The sequence below is a fragment of the Streptomyces actuosus genome, from assembly GCF_016921115.1.
Taxonomy (GTDB): Bacteria; Actinomycetota; Actinomycetes; order Streptomycetales; family Streptomycetaceae; genus Streptomyces; species Streptomyces actuosus_A.
Genome location: NZ_JAFFZS010000026.1, coordinates 1 through 18,843, shown reverse-complemented (window position 1 = coordinate 18,843; position 18,843 = coordinate 1). Strand labels below are relative to the sequence as shown.

Sequence of the window (18,843 nt, the reverse complement as noted above, 5' to 3'; positions counted from 1 at the left end):
GGAGCGCTCACGCACCGTGCCAAACCGTGGTGATGTTGCAGAACTCGCGGATTCCGTGCCCGGACAGCTCACGCCCGTACCCCGACCGCTTGACCCCGCCGAAAGGGAACGCCGGATGGGAGGCGGTCATGCCGTTGACGAACACACTGCCCGCCTCCATGTCCCGTGCGAACCGGTCCACATCGGCCTCCTCCCGCGTCCATACGTTGGAACTCAGGCCGAAGGGCGAGTCGTTGGCGATCAGCACCGCCTCGTCCACGTCGCCCGCCCGGTACAGCGTGGCGACCGGTCCGAAGGCCTCCTCGCGGTGGATGCGCATCTCGCGGGTGATGCCGGCCAGCACGGTCGGCGGGTAGTACCAGCCGGGCAGTTCGGGCCGGCGGAGCCGGTGCCCGCCGCACAGCGCGGTCGCGCCGCTGCGCAGGGCGTCGTCGACCAGCTCCTCCAGGTCGTCCCGCCCCTGCTCGCTCGCCAGCGGGCCGACGTCGGTCTCCTCGTCCATCGGGTCGCCGACCCTGAGTGCCTTCATCCCGGCGACGAAGCGCTCGGCGAAGGCGTCGTACACATCGGTGTGCACGATGAACCGCTTCGCGGCGATGCACGACTGCCCGTTGTTCTGCACCCGGGCCGTCACGGCGATCTGCGCGGCCCGGTCGAGGTCGGCCGAGGGCAGCACGACGTACGGGTCGCTGCCGCCGAGCTCCAGCACCGTCTTCTTGATCATTTCTCCGGCGGTGGAGGCGACGGCCCGGCCGGCGGGCTCGCTGCCGGTCAGGGTGGCCGCCTTCACGCGGTCGTCCCGCAGGATCTCGTCGACCTGCGCGGAACCGATCAGCAGGGTCTGGAAGCAGCCCTCGGGACAGCCCGCCCGGTGGAACAGGTCCTCCAGGTACAGGGCGGTCCGGGGGACGTTCGAGGCGTGCTTCAGCAGGCCGACGTTGCCGGCCATCAGCGCGGGCGCGGCGAAGCGGATCACCTGCCACAGCGGGAAGTTCCAGGGCATGACGGCCAGCACCGGTCCCAGGGGGCGGTAGCGGACGCGTACCCGGGAGGCGCCGGTGTCCCGGACGTCGGACTCCGCGGGCTCCTCGTCGGCGAGCAGGGCCTCGGCGTGGTCGGCGTACCAGCGCATCGCCTTGGCGCACTTGGTGACCTCGGCCCGCGCCTGCCGGATGGGCTTGCCCATCTCGGTGGTCAGCATCCGGGCGGCATCCTGCACGTCCTCGTCGAGGAGGTCCGCGGCCCGGTGGAGCAGACCGGCGCGTTCGGCGAAGGTGCTGGTCCGGTACGTGCGGAAGGTGGCCTCGGCGAGCTGGAGCCGGCGTTCGAGCTCCTCCTCGCCCATGGCCTCGTACGTCTTGAGCGTCTCGCCGTTCGCCGGATTCACCGTCGCGATGGGCATGACCGACCTCCCTGGGAGCGGGCTGTGTCTCGACCTTCGCGCGCGGCGCGGGCCACCGCAACGCGTGGACGTCCTGTCAGGGCGAGTGCTCCGCCAAGCGGTCGAGAAACGCCGCCTGGGCGGTGACGATCACGGCACGCGCCCGGTCCAGGTCGAACCACGCCACCCGGTCCAGCTCGGGGAACTCCTGCAGCCGCCCCGACCGCGGCGGCCACTCCATCCGGAAGGTGCCGGGCACGACCGCCGCCGGGTCCAGGTCGGCCTCCATCGCCCAGGCCGTGACCACCTTGCCGTTCCTCTGCCGCACCTCGCCGAGCGCGACGGCGGCGCCGTCGGGCGGCTCCAGGCCGAGCTCCTCCCGGAACTCCCGGCGGGCAGCGTCCCAGGCCGTCTCCCCGTCGTCGTACTCGCCCTTGGGGATCGTCCAGGCCCCGGCGTCGCGGCGGGCGAAGAACGGGCCGCCCATGTGGCCGAGGAGCACGTGGAGGCCGTCCCCCGCACGCCGGTACAGCAGCAGCCCCGCACTCCGCCTCGGTGACGTCACGGCCGCACCTCCGGGTGGGCGGCGAGCAGCGTGGCGACCGTGTCGGCGTCCTCGGGCCGCTTGTCCTCCCGGTAGCGGACCACGCGGGCGAAGCGGAGCGTGACACCGGCCGGGTAGCGGGTGGAGCGCTGGAGGCCGTCGTAGGCGATCTCGACGACCAGCTCGGGCCGTACGGTGACCACGTGGCCGTCGTCCCCGACGGCGAGCCGGCCCAGGCGCTCGGTCTGCCACGCGAGCATCGCGTCGGTCATGCCCTTGAACGTCTTGCCGAGCATGGCGAACCCGCCGTCGGCGGTTCGGGCGCCCAGGTGGAGGTTGGACAGCAGGCCCGCGCGGCGGCCGTGGCCCCACTCGGCGGCCAGGACCACCAGGTCGAGGGTGTGGACGGGTTTGACCTTCAGCCAGGACGCCCCGCGCCGCCCCGCGCTGTAGGGGGCGTCGAGCGCCTTGACGACGACGCCCTCGTGCCCGCGGGCCAGGGTCTCGGCGAGGAAGCGTTCCGCCTCGGCGGCGCCGCCGGTGCCCGAGGCCACCGTGCGGCGCACCCGCATCGGCTCCGGCACCAGCCGGGCCAGCCGCGCGTGCCGTTCGGCGAAGGGCAGGTCCAGCAGGTCCTGCCCGTCGACCGACAGCACGTCGAAGAAGACCGGGGCGACGGGCACCTCCCGGGCCGCCCGCGCCACATCCACCCGGGAGCCGACCCGGCCCGCCGTCTCCTGGAAGGAACGGGGCCGGCCGCCCGCGTCGAAGGACAGCACCTCGCCGTCCAGGATGAACCGCTCGCCCGCCAGCCCCAGCGCGGCGGCGCCGACCTCGGGCAGCCGGTCGGTGATGTCGTCCAGCGTGCGGGTGTGGATCCGCACGGTGTCGCCGTCCCGGTGGACCTGCACGCGGATGCCGTCCAGCTTCTCCTCCACCGCACAGGAGCCCAGCTTCTCCACCGCCTCGGCGACCGAGGAGGCGCTGTGCGCCAGCATCGGCAGCACCGGACGGCCGACGGTCAGCCGGAACCCCTCCAGTGCCCCGGGCCCGTCGGCGAGCAGTGCCCGCGCCACCGCCTGGAGCGATCCGGCCAGCATCACCGCGCGGCGGACCGCGGCCGGGTCCGCACTTGTCGCCCGGGCCAGCCCCTCCACGGCGACGGCGTCCAGGGCGCCCTGCCGCACCTCCCCCGTGAGCAGGCCGAGCAGGAAGCGCTGCTCGGTCGCGGTGGCCGCGCCCATCAGCTCGCCGACGATCCGGGACCGCTCCGCCTGGGATCCCGGCCCCGACACTTTGCCCAGCTCGGTGAGGCGCGCGTCGACCTCACGCACCGTGAGGGAGGGCTCGGCGGCCGGCGGGACCGGGCGCCCGAGCACTCTCCGACCGACCCCGAGCCGTCCCTGCGGCAGCCGTCCGGCCAGATACGGGATCACGATCGGCACGTCGTCGGCCTCCGCGTCCCCGAACAACTCGGCGAGCAGAGCCGTCTTGCGGGAGCGCGCGGCGGTCGCGGCGACCTCCCCGGACACCTCGGCGAGCCGGTGCAGCAGCATGCAGCCATGGTGCAACGCCGCGGGCCGGGGCACACCCGGGCCACGCGGACGGGTCGGAGTGTGCCGCTGCGACGGCTGGGTCGCAGCCCTCGCAGCCCTCGCAGCGGCCGGCCGGGCTGCCGCCGTCGTCCGGTCGGTGCCGTGCCCGTCGTCCGGTCGACTGTGCCGTGTGTGTCGTGCGGCCCGGTGTCTCGTCCCCGTCCGGCGCGCCGCGTCACCGCCCCCGTCCGTCCGGCCGCGTCGCGCCCTGGGAGGCGCGGCGCAGCTCCCGCCCGGTGGCCCGATGCCCTGCCTCGGCGGTCAGGCACCCTCACGCCGCGTGGTCCGGTGCCCGCGCCCGGCGGTCCGGACGCCGCGTCCGGCGGTCCGGTTCTCCCCGCGGACGCCGTACGGCGTCGGCGCGTCCGGCGTCGGGGCGCCCGTTCTCCGTTGGCGGCGTGGGCGGTTTCCGGGCCCGGGCCGCTTCCCTGGCGGCGACGCCGACCTCCGGGCGAGAGCCGTCCCCGTCTCAGGCCCGTTCGGCCTGTTGGGCCTCAACGGCCGCGTCCAGGTCGGCGAACAGCAGCTCCCCGTTGATCGCCGCGCCCGCCCGACAGCCGCGGCTCGCGGCGTTGACGACCTGTTCGGCGAAGCCGGACGCGTTGCCCGCCGCCCACAGCCCCGGCACGCTCGTCAGGCCTCGCTCGTCGATCACGGGGTACGCGCCGAACGGCGTCTCCCGCATCTCGGCGCCCAGTCGCTCCAGCAGGCTCGTCTGCGGGACGGCGCGCGGCGCCGTGAACACCGCCTCGCGCCGGTGCACCGTCCCGTCCGCCAGCCGTACTCCGGTCAGCCGGTCCTCCTCCGTCACGAGCCCGGCCACCTCACCCGGTACGACCGTCACCCCGGCCACCGCCAGCCGTCGCCGGTCCTCCTCGGGGAGTTCCTGCTCCGCGACCGTGTGCAGGAACAGCGTCACGTCCTTGGACCACTGGGTGACCATCAGTGCCTGGTGCACGCTCAGCGGGCTCGTCGCGAGCACCCCGAACGCCTGGTCGCGCACCTCCCAGCCGTGGCAGTACGGGCAGTGGAGGACGTCCCGCCCGAACCGCTCGGCGACGCCCGGCACGGTGGGCAGCTCGTCCTTGAGCCCGGTCGCGACCACCAGGTGCCGGGAGCGGACCGACCGACCGCTCGCCAGCGTCACGGTGAAGGGCGTGCTCCCGTCGGACCGGCTCACGTCCACCGCGCTCCCGCGGCGCAGCTCCACGCCGTAGCGGGCCACCTCCTCGCGCCCCGCGGCCAGGAACTGCGCGGGCGGCATCCCGTCCCGCGAGAGAAGGCCCTGCATGTGCGCCGCCGGCGCGTTGCGGGGTTCGCCCGCGTCGACGACCAGGGTGCGGCGGCGTGCCCGGCCCAGGACGAGCGCGGCGGACAGCCCGGCCGCTCCGCCTCCCACGACGATCACCTCGTACCGGCCGCTTCCGGCCTGCGGGCCGGTCGTGTCGCGGGCTTCTGCCATGTCCAGGGGTCCTGCCACGGGGTGCGCTCCTGTCGTGTGGTGCGGTCCGGCCGTGTCGTGCGGCTCGGGTGTGCGGTGCGGTCCGGTCGTGCGGTGGGTGACGGTCGGGCCGTGCGGTGTGCCGGCGCCCGGGGACCCCGGCGGTCGGCCGCCTCCGCCGTGCCCACCACCTCCTCCAGGGAGGCTCGCCCACGCACCGCGGGATTGACAATCGAAGTTGCCGAACCTGCAATACGCCCATGACCACGGACGAGGTACTCGCGGGCGTGGGCCCGAGGCTGCGGCGGATACGCAAGGAGCGGGAGGTGACGCTCGCGGCGCTGTCCGAGGCGACCGGCATCTCCGTCAGCACCCTGTCGCGGCTGGAGTCCGGCCTGCGCAGGCCGAGCCTGGAGCTGCTCCTGCCGATCGCCCGGGCCCACGGCCTGCCGCTGGACGAACTGGTCGGCGCGCCCGCCGTGGGTGACCCCAGGGTGAGGGCCGAGCCGATCCAGCGGTACGGGCGGACCGTGTTCCCGCTGACCCGCCAGCCGGGCGGGCTCCAGGCCTACAAGATGGTCGAGCCGCGGCGCAGGGCGGAGCCGGACCCGCGTACTCACGAGGGGTACGAGTGGCTGTACGTGCTGTCCGGGAAGCTGCGGCTCGTGCTGGGTGAGCACGACGTCGTGCTCACCGCCGGGGAGGCCGCGGAGTTCGACACCCGGGTGCCGCACTGGTTCGGTTCGACCGGTGAGGGACCGGTGGAGTTCCTCAGCCTGTTCGGGCCGCAGGGGGAGCGGATGCACGTCCGGGCGCGGCCGGCGCGCACGTGACCCACGCGACTGTTCCCTGATGGGCAAGCGACCGCTTAGTATGCCCAGAGACCCGTCGGACGAAGCAGTCGCGTGGAGGCACCGCATGCAGGCATGGCAAGTGCACGTGAACGGCGAGCCGGGCGAGGTGATGCGACTCGAGGACGTCCAGCGGCCCACGCCCGGTGACGGCCAGGTCCTGCTCAAGGTGCGCGCCGCCAACATCAACTTCCCGGACGCGCTGCTGTGCCGGGGTCAATACCAGATCCGACCCCCGCTGCCGTTCACGCCCGGCGTGGAGATCTGCGGCGAGACCGAGGACGGCCGCCGCGTGATCGCCAATCCGGCTCTGCCCCACGGTGGCTTCGCCGAGTACGCCGTCGCCGACGCCGCCGCCCTCCTGCCCGCGCCCGAGACGCTGGACGACGCCGAGGCCGCCGCCCTGCACGTCGGCTACCAGACGGGCTGGTTCGGCCTGCACCGCCGGGCCCACCTGGAAGCCGGCGAGACCCTGCTGGTCCACGCCGCCGCCGGAGGGGTCGGCAGCGCGGCCGTGCAGCTGGGCAAGGCTGCGGGCGCGACCGTCATCGGGGTCGTCGGTGGGGCGGAGAAGGCCGCCGTCGCCCGGGAACTCGGCTGCGACGTCGTGATCGACCGGCGCGGCGAGGACGTCGTCGCCGCGGTGAAGGACGCCACCGGGGGCCGGGGCGTCGACGTCGTCTACGACCCGGTCGGTGGGACGGCCTACGCCCAGTCCGCCAAGGTCGTCGCCTTCGAGGGCCGGATCGTGGTCGTCGGCTTCGCCGGCGGCACCATCCCCAGCCCGGCTCTGAACCACGCCCTGGTCAAGAACTACTCGATCCTGGGCCTGCACTGGGGCCTGTACAACACCAAGAACCCGAAGCTGGTCCGGCACTGCCACGAACAGCTCACCGAACTGGCCGCCCGGGGCGCCGTCAAGCCGCTGGTGAGCGAGCGCGTGCCCCTGGACGCCGCCGCGAGCGCCGTGCAGCGCGTCGCCGACGGCGTGACCACCGGCCGGGTCGCCGTCGTCCCGGAGAAGGGAGCCGCGGCATGACCGATGCCGAGGAACTGCGCAGCCGGACCAGGGAGTTCCTGGCCGCCCATCCGCCCGCCACCACCGACCGCCTCGACTTCCTGCGCGCCCGGTTCGACGCGGGACTGGCCTGGGTGCACTTCCCCGAGGGGCTCGGCGGGCTGGGGGCCTCACGGACCCTCCAAGCCGTCGTGGACGCCGAACTCCAGGCCGCGGGAGCCCCCGACAACGACCCGCGGCGCATCGGCATCGGCCTCGGCATGGCCGCCCCGACCGTCCTGCGCTACGGAACCGAGGAACAGAAGCGCCGCTACCTCAGGCCCCTGTGGACCGGGGAGGAGGTCTGGTGCCAGCTCTTCAGTGAACCCGGAGCCGGCTCCGACCTGGCCGCCCTGGGTACGCGCGCCGTGCGCGAGGGCGACACCTGGGTGGTCAACGGGCAGAAGGTGTGGACGTCCAGCGCCCACGTGGCGCGCTGGGCCATCCTCATCGCCCGCACCGACCCGGACGTACCCAAGCACCGGGGCATCACCTACTTCATCTGCGACATGACCGACCCGGGCGTCGAGGTCCGCCCGCTGCGGCAGATCACCGGTGAGGCCGAGTTCAACGAGGTCTTCCTCACCGACGTCCGCATCCCCGACGACCGTCGTCTCGGCGAGATCGGCGACGGCTGGCGCGTCGCACAGACGACCCTGATGAACGAGCGCGTCTCCATCGGCGGCATGCGCATCCCCCGCGAGGGCGGCATGATCGGCCCGATCTCCGCCACCTGGCGGGAGCGTCCCGAGCTGCGCACCCACGACGCGCACCAGCGACTGCTGAAGCTCTGGGTCGAGGCCGAGGTCGTCCGACTCACCGGCGAGCGGCTGCGCCAGCAACTCGCCGTCGGCCAGCCCGGCCCCGAGGGTTCCGGGATGAAGCTCGCCTTCGCCCGCCTCAACCAGGAGATCAGCGGCCTGGAGGTGGAACTCCTCGGGGAGGAGGGCCTGCTGTACGACGACTGGACCATGCGCCGCCCGGAGCTGGTCGACTTCACCGGCCGCGAGGCCGGCTACCGCTACCTGCGCTCCAAGGGCAACAGCATCGAGGGCGGGACCAGCGAGGTCCTGCTGAACATCGTCGCCGAACGCGTCCTCGGCCTGCCCGCCGAGCCGCGCACCGACAAGGACGTCGCCTGGAAGGACCTGGCCCGATGAGCACCCAGCCCGACCTGCTGTACACGGAGGAGGAAGAGGCGCTGCGCGCCGCCGTGCGGGACCTGCTCGCGGACCACTGCGACGCGGCAGGGCTGATCGCCCGTACGGAGTCGGACGCGCCGCACGACGTCGCGGCGTGGAAGGCGCTCACGGAGGGCATGGGCCTGGCCGGCCTGCTGATCCCCGAGGAACTGGACGGCCAGGGTGCCACGCACCGGGAGGCCGCCGTCGTCCTGGAGGAGCTGGGCCGGTGGGCCGCGCCCGTGCCGTTCCTGACGAGTGCTGTCGTGGCCACCGAGGCGCTGCTGGAGTGCGGAGCGGACGACCTGCTGTCCCAGCTGGCGACCGGAACCGTGGTCGGCGCGCTCTGCGTCTCCCTGCACACCGCTCCCGGAGCCTCCTTCCCGACCGCACGGGTCGAGGACGGCGTCCTGCGCGGGGAGCTGACCGGCATCGCGGACGCGGCCTTCGCCGACCTGCTGCTCGTCCCCGGGGACGACGGCGGGTTGTACGCGCTGTCCGCCGGCAGTGCGACCATCGTCCCGCAGACGTCGCTGGACCTGACCCGTCCGGTGGCCCGGGTGGTCCTGGACGGTGCAGCGGGTGCGCGTCGCCTCGGCGACGCCGCCCCGGCCGTCCACCGCGCCCTGCGCGCCGGCGCCGGCCTGCTCGCCTCCGAGCAACTCGGCCTCGCCGACTGGGCGCTGACCGAGACGGTCCGGTATCTGAAGGAGCGCAAGCAGTTCAACCGGCCCGTCGGCGGCTTCCAGGCCCTCAAGCACCGGCTCGCCGAGCTGTGGCTGGAGGTCGTCGGTCTCCGCGCCGCCGCCCGCAATGCCGCCGACGCCCTGACGACCGGCGACGACACCGATGTCGCGGTGGCGGTCGCCCAGGCCTGTGCCGGCCCGGTCGCCGTCCGCGCCGCGGAGGAGGCGCTGCAACTGCACGGCGGGATCGGCATGACCTGGGAGCACCCCGCCCACCTCCATCTGAAGCGGGCCAAGGCCGACTCGATCGCGTACGGCACCGCGGGCGCCCACCGTGAGGCCCTGGCCGAACTGGTCGACCTCCGCGCCCCCTGACGTCCCCGACGACGTCTCCGCGAAGCCCGTCCGGCGACTTCGGGCGGGCCTTCCCGGTTCTGGCGCGGGGATCGGGGGCCGGGACGCTCAGTGGGATGCCGGGGCGCCGACCTCGTGGTGCGGGGTGTGCCGACCGCGCGCGCCGGTGCCGGGTCTCTCCGGCGCGTGCGGCCGGTCGGCGTGGACATCACACGTTCGGGGGACAGGTCAGCCGCCCGGACGAACCCTTCGCTACGCCACACTTGCGGCCGAACACCGTGAACCGGACGTGCCGGCGTGGCGGAGGAGGTTGACGATGGCTGTGTCCATCTCTGTGGTGGTGCTGCTCCTGATCCTTGCGGTGATCTTCCTGCGCAACGGGGGACTGAAGTTCTCCCACGCGCTGGTCTGCCTGCTGCTCGGCTTCTACCTGGCGAGCAGCAGCATCGCACCCACCATCCACAGCGGTCTCACGGCCACCGCGGACATCGTCTCCAGCCTGCATCCCTGACCCGATGCCGGGGGGCCGGCAGGGCGGGCCCCGGGCGCCACGGTTCGTCGGCTGGACGGCCGTGGGGCGGACGGGTCCGGGGTGTTCGTCGGCCGGCCGGTGCCCGGCGGTCCGGACGGTGGCTGCCCCGACGGGGCCGGGTCACCCGGCGGTGAAGACGCCGATGCCGTTGGGCACCGACCGCTCGGTGCCCCCGGAGGGGTGATTGCGGACGGCGGCCGCCGCCGCGCCCGGCTCGCGGGCGACGAGTGTGGAGGACCCCCCGCCGTCCAGACCGAAACCGTCCTGCGCACCCAGGTCGCGGAGGGTGTCCGCGACCTCGGCGATCGTCAGCCCGGCCCGGTACGCGGGGGCACCGTCCAGGGCGAGCAGCAGCACACGCCGTCCGCCGTCGGCGATGCCGACGGCCGTCCGCACCGCGGTCGCCCGATCGTCCAGGCCCGGCAGTGGTTCGCCGTCGGCGAGCAGCGGACAGCCCCCGAGCGCGAAGCGGTACGGCAGCGGGGAGTCCGTGGCCACCAGTCGGTGCCGTACCGTCACCGGCTCACCCTCGGACAGCTTCCGCAACTGCTGTGCGCCCGCCTCCCGGCCCACGAGCACAGTGGCGTCCGGCGGGATCGGGCCGCTGCCCGGGGTGTCGGCCGCGGCGACCACGCGGCCGTCCCGGACGGTCACCTCGTAGGTGTCGGTGCTGCACGGGGCGGCCCGGTCGGTGTCCGTGCCGCACACGGCGCGTGCCCGTGAGACGCCGCCCCAGTCCGAGGTGAAGGCACCGACGGAGCCGAACGGCAGCGCGTACTGGTTCAGCCCGCGCAGGGGCAGCAGTCCCCCGGGCGTGCCGACGGAGCCGTCGAGGGTGAGGCCGCCCATGCGGGCCCGCCCGTCCGTGCCGACACCGAGCACGTCCTCGGTGCCGGTGCCCGGCGGCGGCGCGGGGCCGAAGCGCTGGCCGACCGGTACCGCCGCCTTCAGCTCCCTGCCGTCCACGATCGCCGGGCCCACCGTCGCGCCGGTCGGCGCCACGCCCGGGTGCTGCACCTCCGTGATGTCGAAGAAGTCCCCGTTGACCCCCGCCACGGCGCCCTGGGCGTCGGCCAGGCGGGAGACGGGGGCCCGTGCGGCCACCGTTCCGGGGTACAGCAGGCCGAGGTGCACCCGCGGGTCGCGCAGATCCACGCTCAGGACATGGGCGTGGGCCACGCCCGCGACCCCAGTGATGTCGAACTGCCCGTACTCCACGCCCGGTGCGAGGGCGACGGCCCCCTGCAGCGCACTGGCCGGTGCCGCCCCCGTGAGGCCCGCACCGGCCAGTGCGCCGAGCGCTGCGAGGATCGTCAGCGCGGACCGGCACGCGCCGGACGGCGCGACCGCGCCGAACCGGCCTTGACGTAGCGTCATCGCTGCCCCTGAGGTGTCGTCACATGACCCGGGTCTCAGGGGAAGTGGAGCAGAACGCGGTGAGGGGCGCGGTAGCCGCGTGCCGGCGCCACCGGAAAGGGTGAGCGATTGCCGCCTGGCGGACGGTGGGGCGTCCCCCGGTCAGTCGGCGAGGACCGCGATCGTGCCCTGCGCCACCGCGCACAGCGTCTGCGGCCCGTCGGCGTCGCCCGTCGTCACGTCGCAGCGGCAGGCGACGCGGGTGCGGCCGGCCCGCACGACGTGGGCGTGTGCCCGCAGCAGCGTGCCCCGGGCGGGGCGCAGGAAGTCGATGCTGAATCCGGCCGTGGCCACCCGGGAACCGACCGCGCTGCCGGCGGCGAAGGCCAGCGCGTTGTCCGCGGCGTAACTGAGCACGCCGCCGTGGACGCTGCCGAACTGCTGGCGGAGTTCGTCGCGAATGTCCAGCTCCACTGCCGCCTCGCCGTCGCCGAAGGCGGTCAGGCGGGCGTCGAGCAGGACGCTGAACGGCTGAGCGGCCAGCACCTTCCGGGCCAGATGGGCGTCGGCGTTTCCCGGGTTCGACCGCGCCGAGTTGTCCCGGCCCGGGTCGATCCGGCGGCGGGCACGGCGGCACCCGCCCGTCCCGCCGGTTCTGATTCCTCGGTCCGGGGCGTCGAGGAAGGGCAGGACCGCTTCTGTCGGCAACGGCGAGGTCGGGACGCCGTCCTGGGTGACGGCCGGCAGGACGGCCGGGCGCCCGGACCCGCAGCCGGTCACACGGGTGCGGGCACCGCGGCCGGATCGTCGAGGACACCCCGCACCACCGAGTGGGCGGCGCCCAGCAACGGTCCCTCGGACCCCAGCCGGGACACGGACACCGGGCAGGCCGGGCCTGCCGTCCGCCGGGCCAGTTCCGCGCGCAGGGACGGCAGCAGCCACGGCGCGAGTCCGGCCAGCGCACCGCCGAGCACGACCATCTCGGGGTCGAGGAGGTTGACCGCCCCGGTCAGTGCGATGCCGAGCGCCACACCCGCGTCGTGCAGGGCCCGTCGTACGGTCTCTTCGCCCTCGGCGGCCCGGTCGGCCAGCACCTCCACCCGGTTCCCGGCCGATGCCAGGCCGGCCGCGCGCAGCACCGCCTCCTCGCCGGCGTACTGCTCCAGGCAGCCTTGTCCGCCGCACGCGCACGGCGGCCCGTCGGGACGGACCGGCACATGTCCCAGTTCGCCCGCGAAGCCCCGCGTCCCGCGCAGCAGCCGTCCGTCCACGACGACGGCCGCACCGATGCCGATCTCGGCAGAGACGTGCAGGAAGTCGTGCGGGGCCGCCTCACCGAGCCAGAGTTCGGCGAGGCCGCCGAAGTTGGCCTCGTTGTCGACGGTCAGCGGCAGGTGCGCGGGAAGGAGGGTGCCCAGGTCGGTGTCGTGCCAACCGAGGTTCGGTGCGTGGACGACGGTGCGGCCGTCGCGGGCGACCAGGCCGGGCACGGCGACGGCGAGACCGGCCGGCCACAGGCCCTCGCCCTCGATCTCGGCGACGACCTGCCGCACCAGGTCGGTGACGTCCGCCGTCACGTCCTCGGGGGAGCGGTCGCGGTTGTCGGCCTGCCGTACGGCACGCGCGCGTACCTGCCCGCGCAGGTCCACGGCGCACACGGCGAGGTGGTCGACCCCGATCTCGGCGCCGATCCCCGCGGGGCCCCGCCCGCTGACGGCGAGCGCGGAGCCGGGCCGGCCCACTCTGCCGGGGCGCTCCGGGCCCAGTTCCTCCAGCAGCCCCGAGCGTATGAGTTCGTCGACGAGGGTCGACACGGCGGCACGGGTGAGGCCGATGCGCGAGGCGACGGCGGCGCGGGACAGCGGGCCCTCGGCGCTCACGGTGTGCATCACCCGGGCCAGGTTGCGCCGGCGCATGCCCTGCTGGGTGTCGGGCAGTGCGCGTCCGGGAGCCGCCGGGCGGGCCTCGTGCAGCGGTGCGGTCATGCCTGAACTCAGTCCTCGGTCGATGTCCCTCGGCGGGCTGCCGTGCCCCGCGTCAACAGCGGGGTCGCGTCGGAGAGTACCCCGGAGATCCTGGCCAGTGCGGCCTCGTCCCGCTCCACGGCCTCCAGCACGGGGCCGTTCGCGGTGTTCCAGCGCCGGGCGATCGCCGCCGGATCCTCGCCGGTCAGCAGTCCGGCGGCCTGTGCCGCGGCGCCCAGGGCGACCAGTTCCCCGGCCGCCGGGATCTGCACCGGGCGCCCCGACAGGCGCCGCACGGTCTGCTGCCAGGCCGTGCCGCGGGCGCCGCCTCCGATCAGCAGCAACGGTGCCGCGGGGTCCGCGTCCGCGTCGAGGACCAGGTCGAGCGCCCCGAGGAGCGCGTGCACGGCGCCGTCGTAGGCCGCCTGCAGCAGTTGCCCCGCGGTCGTGTCGTGGCGCAGGCCGTGCAGCAGTCCGGCGGCGTTCGGCAGGTTCGGGGTGCGCTCGCCGTCCAGGTAGGGCAGGAAGGTGACGCCCGCGGCGGGCTCCACCGCTTCGCGGTCCCGGCCGAACAGGGCGGCGACGCGGTCCACGGCGAGTGTGCAGTTCAGGGTGCAGGCCAGCGGCAGCCAGTCGCCGCGCGCGTCGGCGAAGCCCGCCACCGTGCCGGTCGGGTCGGCGGGGCGCTGCCGGGAGGCGGCGTACACCGTGCCCGACGTGCCCAGACTCATCACGGGCGTGCCCGGGCGCAGCCCCAGGCCCAGCGCGGCGGCGGCGTTGTCGCCGGTGCCCGCCGCGACCAGGGTGCCCTTGGAGAACGGCAGGTCGTGGCTGTCACGGACGGTGCCGGCCACCTCGCCGGGCCGCACGACCCGGGGCAGCAGCGCCGGGTCCAGGCCCACGTGCGCCAGGACCTCCTCGTCGTACGCCTCGGACCGGGACGCCCACCAGCCCGTACCGGAGGCGTCGCCGCGATCGGTCGTGCCCTGGCCCGTGAGGCGTTCGGTGAGGTAGTCGTGGGGGAGGCGCACGGCCTTCGTCGCGCGGACCGCCTCGGGTTCGTGCTCACTCAGCCATGCCCACTTCGTGACGGTGAACGAGGCGCCGGGCACGCTGCCCGCGCGCTCCGCCCAGGCCTTCGCCCCGCCCAGTTCCTCGGTCAGCCGGCCGGCCTGCGGAGCGGAACGCACGTCGTTCCACAACAGGGCCGGCCGGACCGGCTCGCCCCGGCCGTCGAGCGTGACCAGGCCGTGCTGCTGGCCACCGACCGACACCGCGGCAGCCTCGCGCGCGGCGTCACCGCACTGGCGCAGTGCCTCGCACAGCGCGTCCCACCACTGGCGTGGGTCGCTCTCCCGGCCCGGCCCGGACGACACCGTGTGCGGCGCCTGTCCGCCGGCGACGACCTGCCCCGTGGCGACGTCGACGACCAGCGCCTTCGTGGACTGGGTGGACGAGTCCACGCCGACGACGAGTGGTCCCTCGGCTGCTGACATCGGGCTCTCCCTCAACTTTTTTCGGCGGCTCTGCGGGATCTGTCTTCCCAGAGAAGCGCTCGCATACTAATTTGTAAACCGCCATGACGAAATAGTCGGAGCAAGCAAGGAGCCGCGGCATGAGCTACCAGCCCACCCCTGAGGACAGGTTCACCTTCGGACTGTGGACCGTCGGCTGGCAGGGCAGGGACCCCTTCGGTGACGCCACCCGGCGCGCCCTCGACCCCGTCGAGTCGGTGCAGCGGCTGGCCGAGCTGGGGGCCTACGGAGTGACCTTCCACGACGACGACCTGATCCCCTTCGGATCCTCGGACACCGAGCGCGAGGCGCACATCAAGCGGTTCCGGCAGGCCCTGGACGCCACCGGGATGACCGTGCCGATGGCCACGACCAACCTCTTCACCCATCCGGTCTTCAAGGACGGCGCCTTCACGGCGAACGACCGTGACGTACGCCGCTACGCACTGCGCAAGACCATCCGCAACATCGATCTGGCGGTCGAGCTGGGTGCGCGGACGTACGTCGCGTGGGGCGGCCGCGAGGGCGCCGAGTCCGGCGCCGCCAAGGACGTCCGCGTGGCCCTCGACCGCATGAAGGAGGCCTTCGACCTCCTCGGCGAGTACGTCACCGCCCAGGGCTACGACCTGCGCTTCGCCATCGAGCCCAAGCCCAACGAGCCCCGCGGCGACATCCTCCTGCCGACCGTCGGTCACGCGCTGGCCTTCATCGAGAAGCTGGAGCGGCCCGAGTTGTACGGCGTCAACCCCGAGGTCGGCCACGAGCAGATGGCCGGGCTGAACTTCCCGCACGGCATCGCCCAGGCCCTGTGGGCGGGCAAGCTGTTCCACATCGACCTCAACGGCCAGTCCGGCATCAAGTACGACCAGGACCTCCGCTTCGGCGCCGGTGACCTGCGGTCCGCCTTCTGGCTCGTCGACCTGCTGGAGAGCGCCGGTTACACGGGACCGCGCCACTTCGACTTCAAGCCCCCGCGGACCGAGGACTTCGACGGCGTGTGGGCCTCGGCGGCCGGCTGCATGCGCAACTACCTCGTCCTGAAGGAGCGCGCCGCCGCCTTCCGCAGCGACCCCGAGGTCCAGCAGGCCCTGACCGCCGCACGGCTGGACCAGTTGGCCCGGCCGACGGCCGCCGACGGGCTCGAGGCGCTCCTGGCCGACCGGACTGCCTTCGAGGACTTCGACGTCGAGTCCGCCGCAGCCCGCGGAATGGCGTTCGAACGCCTCGACCAGCTCGCCATGGACCACCTGCTGGGGGCTCGCGAATAGGTGTGTCGCCGGGACGCGGTCGGCGGGTGCTGTGCCTTCGAGCCCGGTGTGCCCGCGGTGGTGATCGTAGGTGTGCGGCCACCGGGGAAGGCAATGCGCCGTTCCTGCTCTCAGCGGTAGCGGGCGCAGGCCGATGCGTCGAGCGGGGTGCGGTCGTGCGGTCGAAGCATCCGGCCCCGCCGTTGATCTGCGGCCGGTGGGGCCGGGTGCGCTTGTGAGCGGTCCCGGCCACTGCCGGCACGTCTCGCCGGTCGCGGAGGTCCGGGCAGGAGCCGTTGCCGGTCAGGACCCGGTGGCCGCCCTCTGGACGAGGAGCGAGCCGTGGAGCAGAGGCATCACCGTCGCGCCGGGCGATTCCCCGAACGCCGTCGCCCTGCACGGCCATGTCCACCGCAGGGACGTTCTCCGGCGGGCGCCGGCCGGGGCGCGCGCGAACCCGGGCGCCCCGGGCGTCGACGGTGCGACCGTCGATGCGGTGGCGTCCCCGGGGGCGGTGGCGTTCTTCCAGGACCCGGCCGATCGGCTGCGGACGTCCACGTATCGTCCGTCGCTGCTCCGGGTGCTCCGGGTGCTCCGGGTGCTCCGGGTGCTCCGGCTGCTCCGGCTGCTCCGGGTGCTCCGGATCGCCGGGCCGGGGCGGCCGGGGGAGCTCCGGCCGCTGACGTCCCGCCCGGCCCGCGGCGCCCGGTGCGCCCTTCGGAGGACGCCCGTGCGTTTCCGCTGACAGTGCCGGTGGTGACGGGGGCGGTGGAGGGAGGCCACCGCCAGGATGGTCAGGACCGCCACGCCCGACGTCTCGACGTACACGGTCGGGCGGACCAGCTCCGCGTCGAGCGACTCGCCGAAGCCGAACAGGCCCGTGGTGAGGCTCAGGAACAGCGCGCCGAGCGTGCCGGCCGTGAACAGCGCGGTGGCAGCGGCGATCGGCCCGAGCCGGCGCACAGGCGTGACGAGCAGTGTCACGGCGAGCAGGATGCCGACGACGCCGTCGAGCAGGAAGAGCGGCCCGATGGTGGCGAGGTCCCGGTAGCCCTCGGCCCACAGGCGCAGATGGATCGCGGCCATGGCCGCCGTCAGGCCCGCGCCGGCAAGGCGCAGGGCGAACCGCACGGCCGCTGCGTTCGTGGTCATGGCCGCCTCAGTAACCGCTGCCCGGGGACTGGTCGTTGTTCGACGGCTTGTTCGTGGATGGCGCCGGGGCTCCGCCGACCGTGACAGCGGTCTTCATCCCGAGGTCCTTGTGTCCGTCGATCGGACAGTAGACCTCGTAGGTGCCGGACTTCAGCGTCACCGTGAGGGCGGTGGACTCGCCGGGCGAGACGGTCTTGCTGCGGTTCTGGCCGCCGGGGCCCTGGACCACCAGGGCGTGGTCGTGGTTGCCCGTGTTCTTCGCGGTGAAGGTGTAGGTGCCGGCCGTGAACCTCTCCGTCGAGAGCTTGATGTGGAAGTCGGACAGCTCCGCCGTGACCTGCCTCGCCGAGGTGCCGGACTGCGGCGGGGGCGGCGCCGTCGTGGTACCGCCGCCGCTGCCGTTGTCGCTGCTTCCGCAGGCGGCGAGCAGGGCGGTCAGGCCCCCGGCGGCCACGCCGAGGAGCATGCGTTGTCGGGTGCTTGGGATGGTCATGAGTCGGTCCTCCGGTTCGTCCCTCGGTAGGGGATACGGAGGTGACGGGCCCGGGGATTGCGTCGCGGGCGCGACAATGGCCGTGAGGCAATCCCTTCGGGGCGGCGAGGCGTATCCCTGGTATGTGGCGCATGGGTCTTCCTCTCGGGTGGGTGTCCGACGAGGCCTTGCTCGCCGGTCTGACGACGGGCGATCCAGAGCTCGCGGTCGCCTTCGTGCGCCGCTTCCAGCGCACGGTCTTCGGCGTGGCCGTCGCCGTCCTCGGCGACACCCAGCTCGCCGAGGACGTCGCCCAGCAGACCTTCGAGCGTGCTTGGCGGCACGCGCAGGTGTACGACCCGCGGCGGGGCTCCGTTCGGGCGTGGCTGACGGCCATCGCGCACAACCTGGCGATCGACGCGGTCCGGGCCCGACGAGCGAGCCCGATGGTCCCGGAGGACCTGGACGCGCTGCTCGGCGTGGTCACCGAGACACCCGAGCGGCGGGCGCTCGCCGACGACAGCGCGGAGCGGGTGCGGCGGGCGGTGGCGGAGCTGCCCCGGGAGCAGGCGCGGGCGCTGGTGATGGCCGGGATCTACGGGATGACGGCGCGCGAGGTCGCGGCGGCCGAGGGCGTTCCGCTGGGCACGGCGAAGACCCGGATCCGGACCGGGACGATCAAGGTGCGGGTGCTCCTCCAACCGGCGGAGGAAGGGGGAGGGCGGTGAGCGGCGTGGAGTGCGAGCGTTTGCGGGAGCTGGGCGCCGAGCTGGCGCTCGGAGTCCTGCCGGCCCGCGAGCGGGCCGAGGCGGTCGCCCACCTGGACCGCTGCCCGGAGTGCCGGGAGCACGTCGAACGGCTGACGGCGGTCGGTGACGGGCTGCTCGCGCTGCTGCCGGGGGCCGAGCCGCCGGTCGGTTTCGAGTCGCGGGTGGTACGGGCGCTGGGCGCGGCACCCGTGCGGACGTCGCGCGCGCACCGGCTGCGGCTGACGGCTGCCGGGCTGGCCGCTGCCCTGGCCTGCGGGTTCGGCGGGTGGGCGGTCGGCGCTGCCGTCGTCGGGGGTGCGCCTGCGGCGGTCGCGCAGCGGACCGGGCTCGTGGAGGCGGCCCTGGTGTCCGGCGGCCACGACGTGGGCCGGATCTACGCGCACTCCGGCGGCGCGGGCTGGGTGTACATGTCCGTCGACCTCGGCCGGTCGGCCGTCGACGGGCCGGTCCGCTGCGTGCTCGTACACGCCGACGGGTCGACGGTCCCGGTGGGCTCGTTCCCGCTCAAGGACGGCTACGGGTACTGGGGGGCGCCGACCGGCGCCGATCCGACGACGGTGACCGGCGCCCGTCTGGTGTCCGCTGACGGAAGCGTCCTGGCCACGGCACGGTTCCCCGGCTAGTGCCGCACCAGGCAACGTTCGCCCCGTCGCGACGCCCGGCACGCACTCTCGCTGCACCGGACGAAAGCCCGAGTACATCCAGTACGAGGGCTTCCGGCCGGCACACCGAGAGCACGCACCGGA

Annotated in this window: 18 protein-coding genes; 8 read left to right on the top strand and 10 right to left on the bottom strand. The window is 74.2% G+C overall.

Translation table 11 applies throughout. From position 1 onward, the window contains the following. Window positions 1-7 precede the first annotated feature (7 nt). The 4 genes from JS756_RS25900 to JS756_RS25885 all read right to left on the bottom strand — a co-directional run bounded on the left by JS756_RS25900 (window position 8) and on the right by JS756_RS25885 (window position 4,982). Window positions 8-1,402, bottom strand: a complete 1,395-nt coding sequence (locus JS756_RS25900) for an NADP-dependent succinic semialdehyde dehydrogenase (RefSeq protein WP_205385612.1) — start codon at window positions 1,400-1,402, stop codon at window positions 8-10. 76 nt (window positions 1,403-1,478) lie between these two features. Continuing rightward, on the bottom strand, window positions 1,479-1,946 hold the full coding sequence (locus tag JS756_RS25895; RefSeq protein WP_205385611.1) for an NUDIX hydrolase: 468 nt from the start codon (window positions 1,944-1,946) through the stop codon (window positions 1,479-1,481). Further along, window positions 1,943-3,481, bottom strand: coding sequence for an ATP-dependent DNA ligase (locus JS756_RS25890; RefSeq protein WP_205385610.1), 1,539 nt, complete (start codon window positions 3,479-3,481; stop codon window positions 1,943-1,945). Before JS756_RS25890 ends, JS756_RS25895 begins: the two co-directional genes overlap by 4 nt. A 508-nt stretch (window positions 3,482-3,989) precedes the next feature. Continuing rightward, window positions 3,990-4,982: an NAD(P)/FAD-dependent oxidoreductase gene (locus tag JS756_RS25885; protein ID WP_205385696.1), complete on the bottom strand. Its 993-nt coding sequence runs from the start codon at window positions 4,980-4,982 to the stop codon at window positions 3,990-3,992. Between the two features lie 239 nt (window positions 4,983-5,221). Between JS756_RS25885 and JS756_RS25880 the strand changes: the two genes are divergently transcribed. The 5 genes from JS756_RS25880 to JS756_RS25860 all read left to right on the top strand — a co-directional run bounded on the left by JS756_RS25880 (window position 5,222) and on the right by JS756_RS25860 (window position 9,601). Further along, on the top strand, window positions 5,222-5,794 hold the full coding sequence (locus tag JS756_RS25880) for a helix-turn-helix domain-containing protein (protein WP_205385609.1): 573 nt from the start codon (window positions 5,222-5,224) through the stop codon (window positions 5,792-5,794). Between the two features lie 85 nt (window positions 5,795-5,879). After that, on the top strand, window positions 5,880-6,851 hold the full coding sequence (locus tag JS756_RS25875; RefSeq protein ID WP_205385608.1) for an NADPH:quinone oxidoreductase family protein: 972 nt from the start codon (window positions 5,880-5,882) through the stop codon (window positions 6,849-6,851). Beyond that, window positions 6,848-8,029, top strand: coding sequence for an acyl-CoA dehydrogenase family protein (locus JS756_RS25870; protein ID WP_205385607.1), 1,182 nt, complete (start codon window positions 6,848-6,850; stop codon window positions 8,027-8,029). The genes JS756_RS25875 and JS756_RS25870 overlap by 4 nt, the downstream gene beginning before the upstream one ends. Further along, on the top strand, window positions 8,026-9,111 hold the full coding sequence (locus JS756_RS25865) for an acyl-CoA dehydrogenase family protein (RefSeq protein ID WP_205385606.1): 1,086 nt from the start codon (window positions 8,026-8,028) through the stop codon (window positions 9,109-9,111). Before JS756_RS25870 ends, JS756_RS25865 begins: the two co-directional genes overlap by 4 nt. Before the next feature lie 295 nt (window positions 9,112-9,406). Continuing rightward, on the top strand, window positions 9,407-9,601 hold the full coding sequence (locus tag JS756_RS25860; RefSeq protein WP_205385605.1) for a hypothetical protein: 195 nt from the start codon (window positions 9,407-9,409) through the stop codon (window positions 9,599-9,601). Window positions 9,602-9,742: 141 nt separating this feature from the next. Here JS756_RS25860 and JS756_RS25855 read toward each other — a convergent pair whose 3' ends face one another. The 4 genes from JS756_RS25855 to xylB form a co-directional block, all read right to left on the bottom strand. Further along, complete coding sequence (locus tag JS756_RS25855) at window positions 9,743-10,999, bottom strand: phosphodiester glycosidase family protein (protein WP_205385604.1); 1,257 nt, start codon at window positions 10,997-10,999, stop codon at window positions 9,743-9,745. Between the two features lie 141 nt (window positions 11,000-11,140). Continuing rightward, the gene (locus JS756_RS25850) at window positions 11,141-11,536 is read right to left on the bottom strand and encodes a PaaI family thioesterase (RefSeq protein ID WP_205385695.1); all 396 of its coding nucleotides are present in this window, start codon (window positions 11,534-11,536) and stop codon (window positions 11,141-11,143) included. A 218-nt stretch (window positions 11,537-11,754) separates the two neighbouring features. After that, a complete protein-coding gene (locus JS756_RS25845) occupies window positions 11,755-12,963 on the bottom strand; it encodes an ROK family transcriptional regulator (protein WP_205385603.1) in 1,209 nt (402 codons plus the stop codon). An 8-nt stretch (window positions 12,964-12,971) separates the two neighbouring features. Beyond that, a complete protein-coding gene (gene xylB / locus JS756_RS25840) occupies window positions 12,972-14,438 on the bottom strand; it encodes a xylulokinase (RefSeq protein WP_205385602.1) in 1,467 nt (488 codons plus the stop codon). Window positions 14,439-14,557: 119 nt separating this feature from the next. Between xylB and xylA the strand changes: the two genes are divergently transcribed. After that, complete coding sequence (xylA, locus tag JS756_RS25835; protein WP_205385601.1) at window positions 14,558-15,724, top strand: xylose isomerase; 1,167 nt, start codon at window positions 14,558-14,560, stop codon at window positions 15,722-15,724. A gap of 282 nt (window positions 15,725-16,006) precedes the next feature. Here xylA and JS756_RS25830 read toward each other — a convergent pair whose 3' ends face one another. Beyond that, window positions 16,007-16,855, bottom strand: coding sequence for a hypothetical protein (locus tag JS756_RS25830; protein ID WP_205385600.1), 849 nt, complete (start codon window positions 16,853-16,855; stop codon window positions 16,007-16,009). Between the two features lie 7 nt (window positions 16,856-16,862). Then, window positions 16,863-17,348: a plastocyanin/azurin family copper-binding protein gene (locus JS756_RS25825; RefSeq protein ID WP_205385599.1), complete on the bottom strand. Its 486-nt coding sequence runs from the start codon at window positions 17,346-17,348 to the stop codon at window positions 16,863-16,865. Between the two features lie 122 nt (window positions 17,349-17,470). Between JS756_RS25825 and JS756_RS25820 the strand changes: the two genes are divergently transcribed. Beyond that, entirely contained in the window at window positions 17,471-18,055 is a 585-nt protein-coding gene (locus JS756_RS25820; protein ID WP_205385598.1) for an RNA polymerase sigma factor, read from the top strand. Next, the gene (locus tag JS756_RS25815; RefSeq protein ID WP_205385597.1) at window positions 18,052-18,720 is read left to right on the top strand and encodes a hypothetical protein; all 669 of its coding nucleotides are present in this window, start codon (window positions 18,052-18,054) and stop codon (window positions 18,718-18,720) included. Before JS756_RS25820 ends, JS756_RS25815 begins: the two co-directional genes overlap by 4 nt. Window positions 18,721-18,843 lie beyond the last annotated feature (123 nt).

What these genes read in the sequence shown, in the direction of transcription:
- JS756_RS25890 (WP_205385610.1), bottom strand. Translation starts at nt 3,481, where the DNA reads ATGCTGCTGCACCGGCTCGCCGAGGTGTCCGGGGAGGTCGCCGCGACC.
- xylA (WP_205385601.1), top strand. Translation starts at nt 14,558, where the DNA reads ATGAGCTACCAGCCCACCCCTGAGGACAGGTTCACCTTCGGACTGTGG.
- JS756_RS25875 (WP_205385608.1), top strand. Translation starts at nt 5,880, where the DNA reads ATGCAGGCATGGCAAGTGCACGTGAACGGCGAGCCGGGCGAGGTGATG.
- JS756_RS25820 (WP_205385598.1), top strand. Translation starts at nt 17,471, where the DNA reads ATGTGGCGCATGGGTCTTCCTCTCGGGTGGGTGTCCGACGAGGCCTTG.
- xylB (WP_205385602.1), bottom strand. Translation starts at nt 14,438, where the DNA reads ATGTCAGCAGCCGAGGGACCACTCGTCGTCGGCGTGGACTCGTCCACC.
- JS756_RS25860 (WP_205385605.1), top strand. Translation starts at nt 9,407, where the DNA reads ATGGCTGTGTCCATCTCTGTGGTGGTGCTGCTCCTGATCCTTGCGGTG.
- JS756_RS25885 (WP_205385696.1), bottom strand. Translation starts at nt 4,982, where the DNA reads ATGGCAGAAGCCCGCGACACGACCGGCCCGCAGGCCGGAAGCGGCCGG.
- JS756_RS25830 (WP_205385600.1), bottom strand. Translation starts at nt 16,855, where the DNA reads ATGACCACGAACGCAGCGGCCGTGCGGTTCGCCCTGCGCCTTGCCGGC.
- JS756_RS25870 (WP_205385607.1), top strand. Translation starts at nt 6,848, where the DNA reads ATGACCGATGCCGAGGAACTGCGCAGCCGGACCAGGGAGTTCCTGGCC.
- JS756_RS25825 (WP_205385599.1), bottom strand. Translation starts at nt 17,348, where the DNA reads ATGACCATCCCAAGCACCCGACAACGCATGCTCCTCGGCGTGGCCGCC.
- JS756_RS25880 (WP_205385609.1), top strand. Translation starts at nt 5,222, where the DNA reads ATGACCACGGACGAGGTACTCGCGGGCGTGGGCCCGAGGCTGCGGCGG.
- JS756_RS25845 (WP_205385603.1), bottom strand. Translation starts at nt 12,963, where the DNA reads ATGACCGCACCGCTGCACGAGGCCCGCCCGGCGGCTCCCGGACGCGCA.
- JS756_RS25855 (WP_205385604.1), bottom strand. Translation starts at nt 10,999, where the DNA reads ATGACGCTACGTCAAGGCCGGTTCGGCGCGGTCGCGCCGTCCGGCGCG.
- JS756_RS25865 (WP_205385606.1), top strand. Translation starts at nt 8,026, where the DNA reads ATGAGCACCCAGCCCGACCTGCTGTACACGGAGGAGGAAGAGGCGCTG.
- JS756_RS25900 (WP_205385612.1), bottom strand. Translation starts at nt 1,402, where the DNA reads ATGCCCATCGCGACGGTGAATCCGGCGAACGGCGAGACGCTCAAGACG.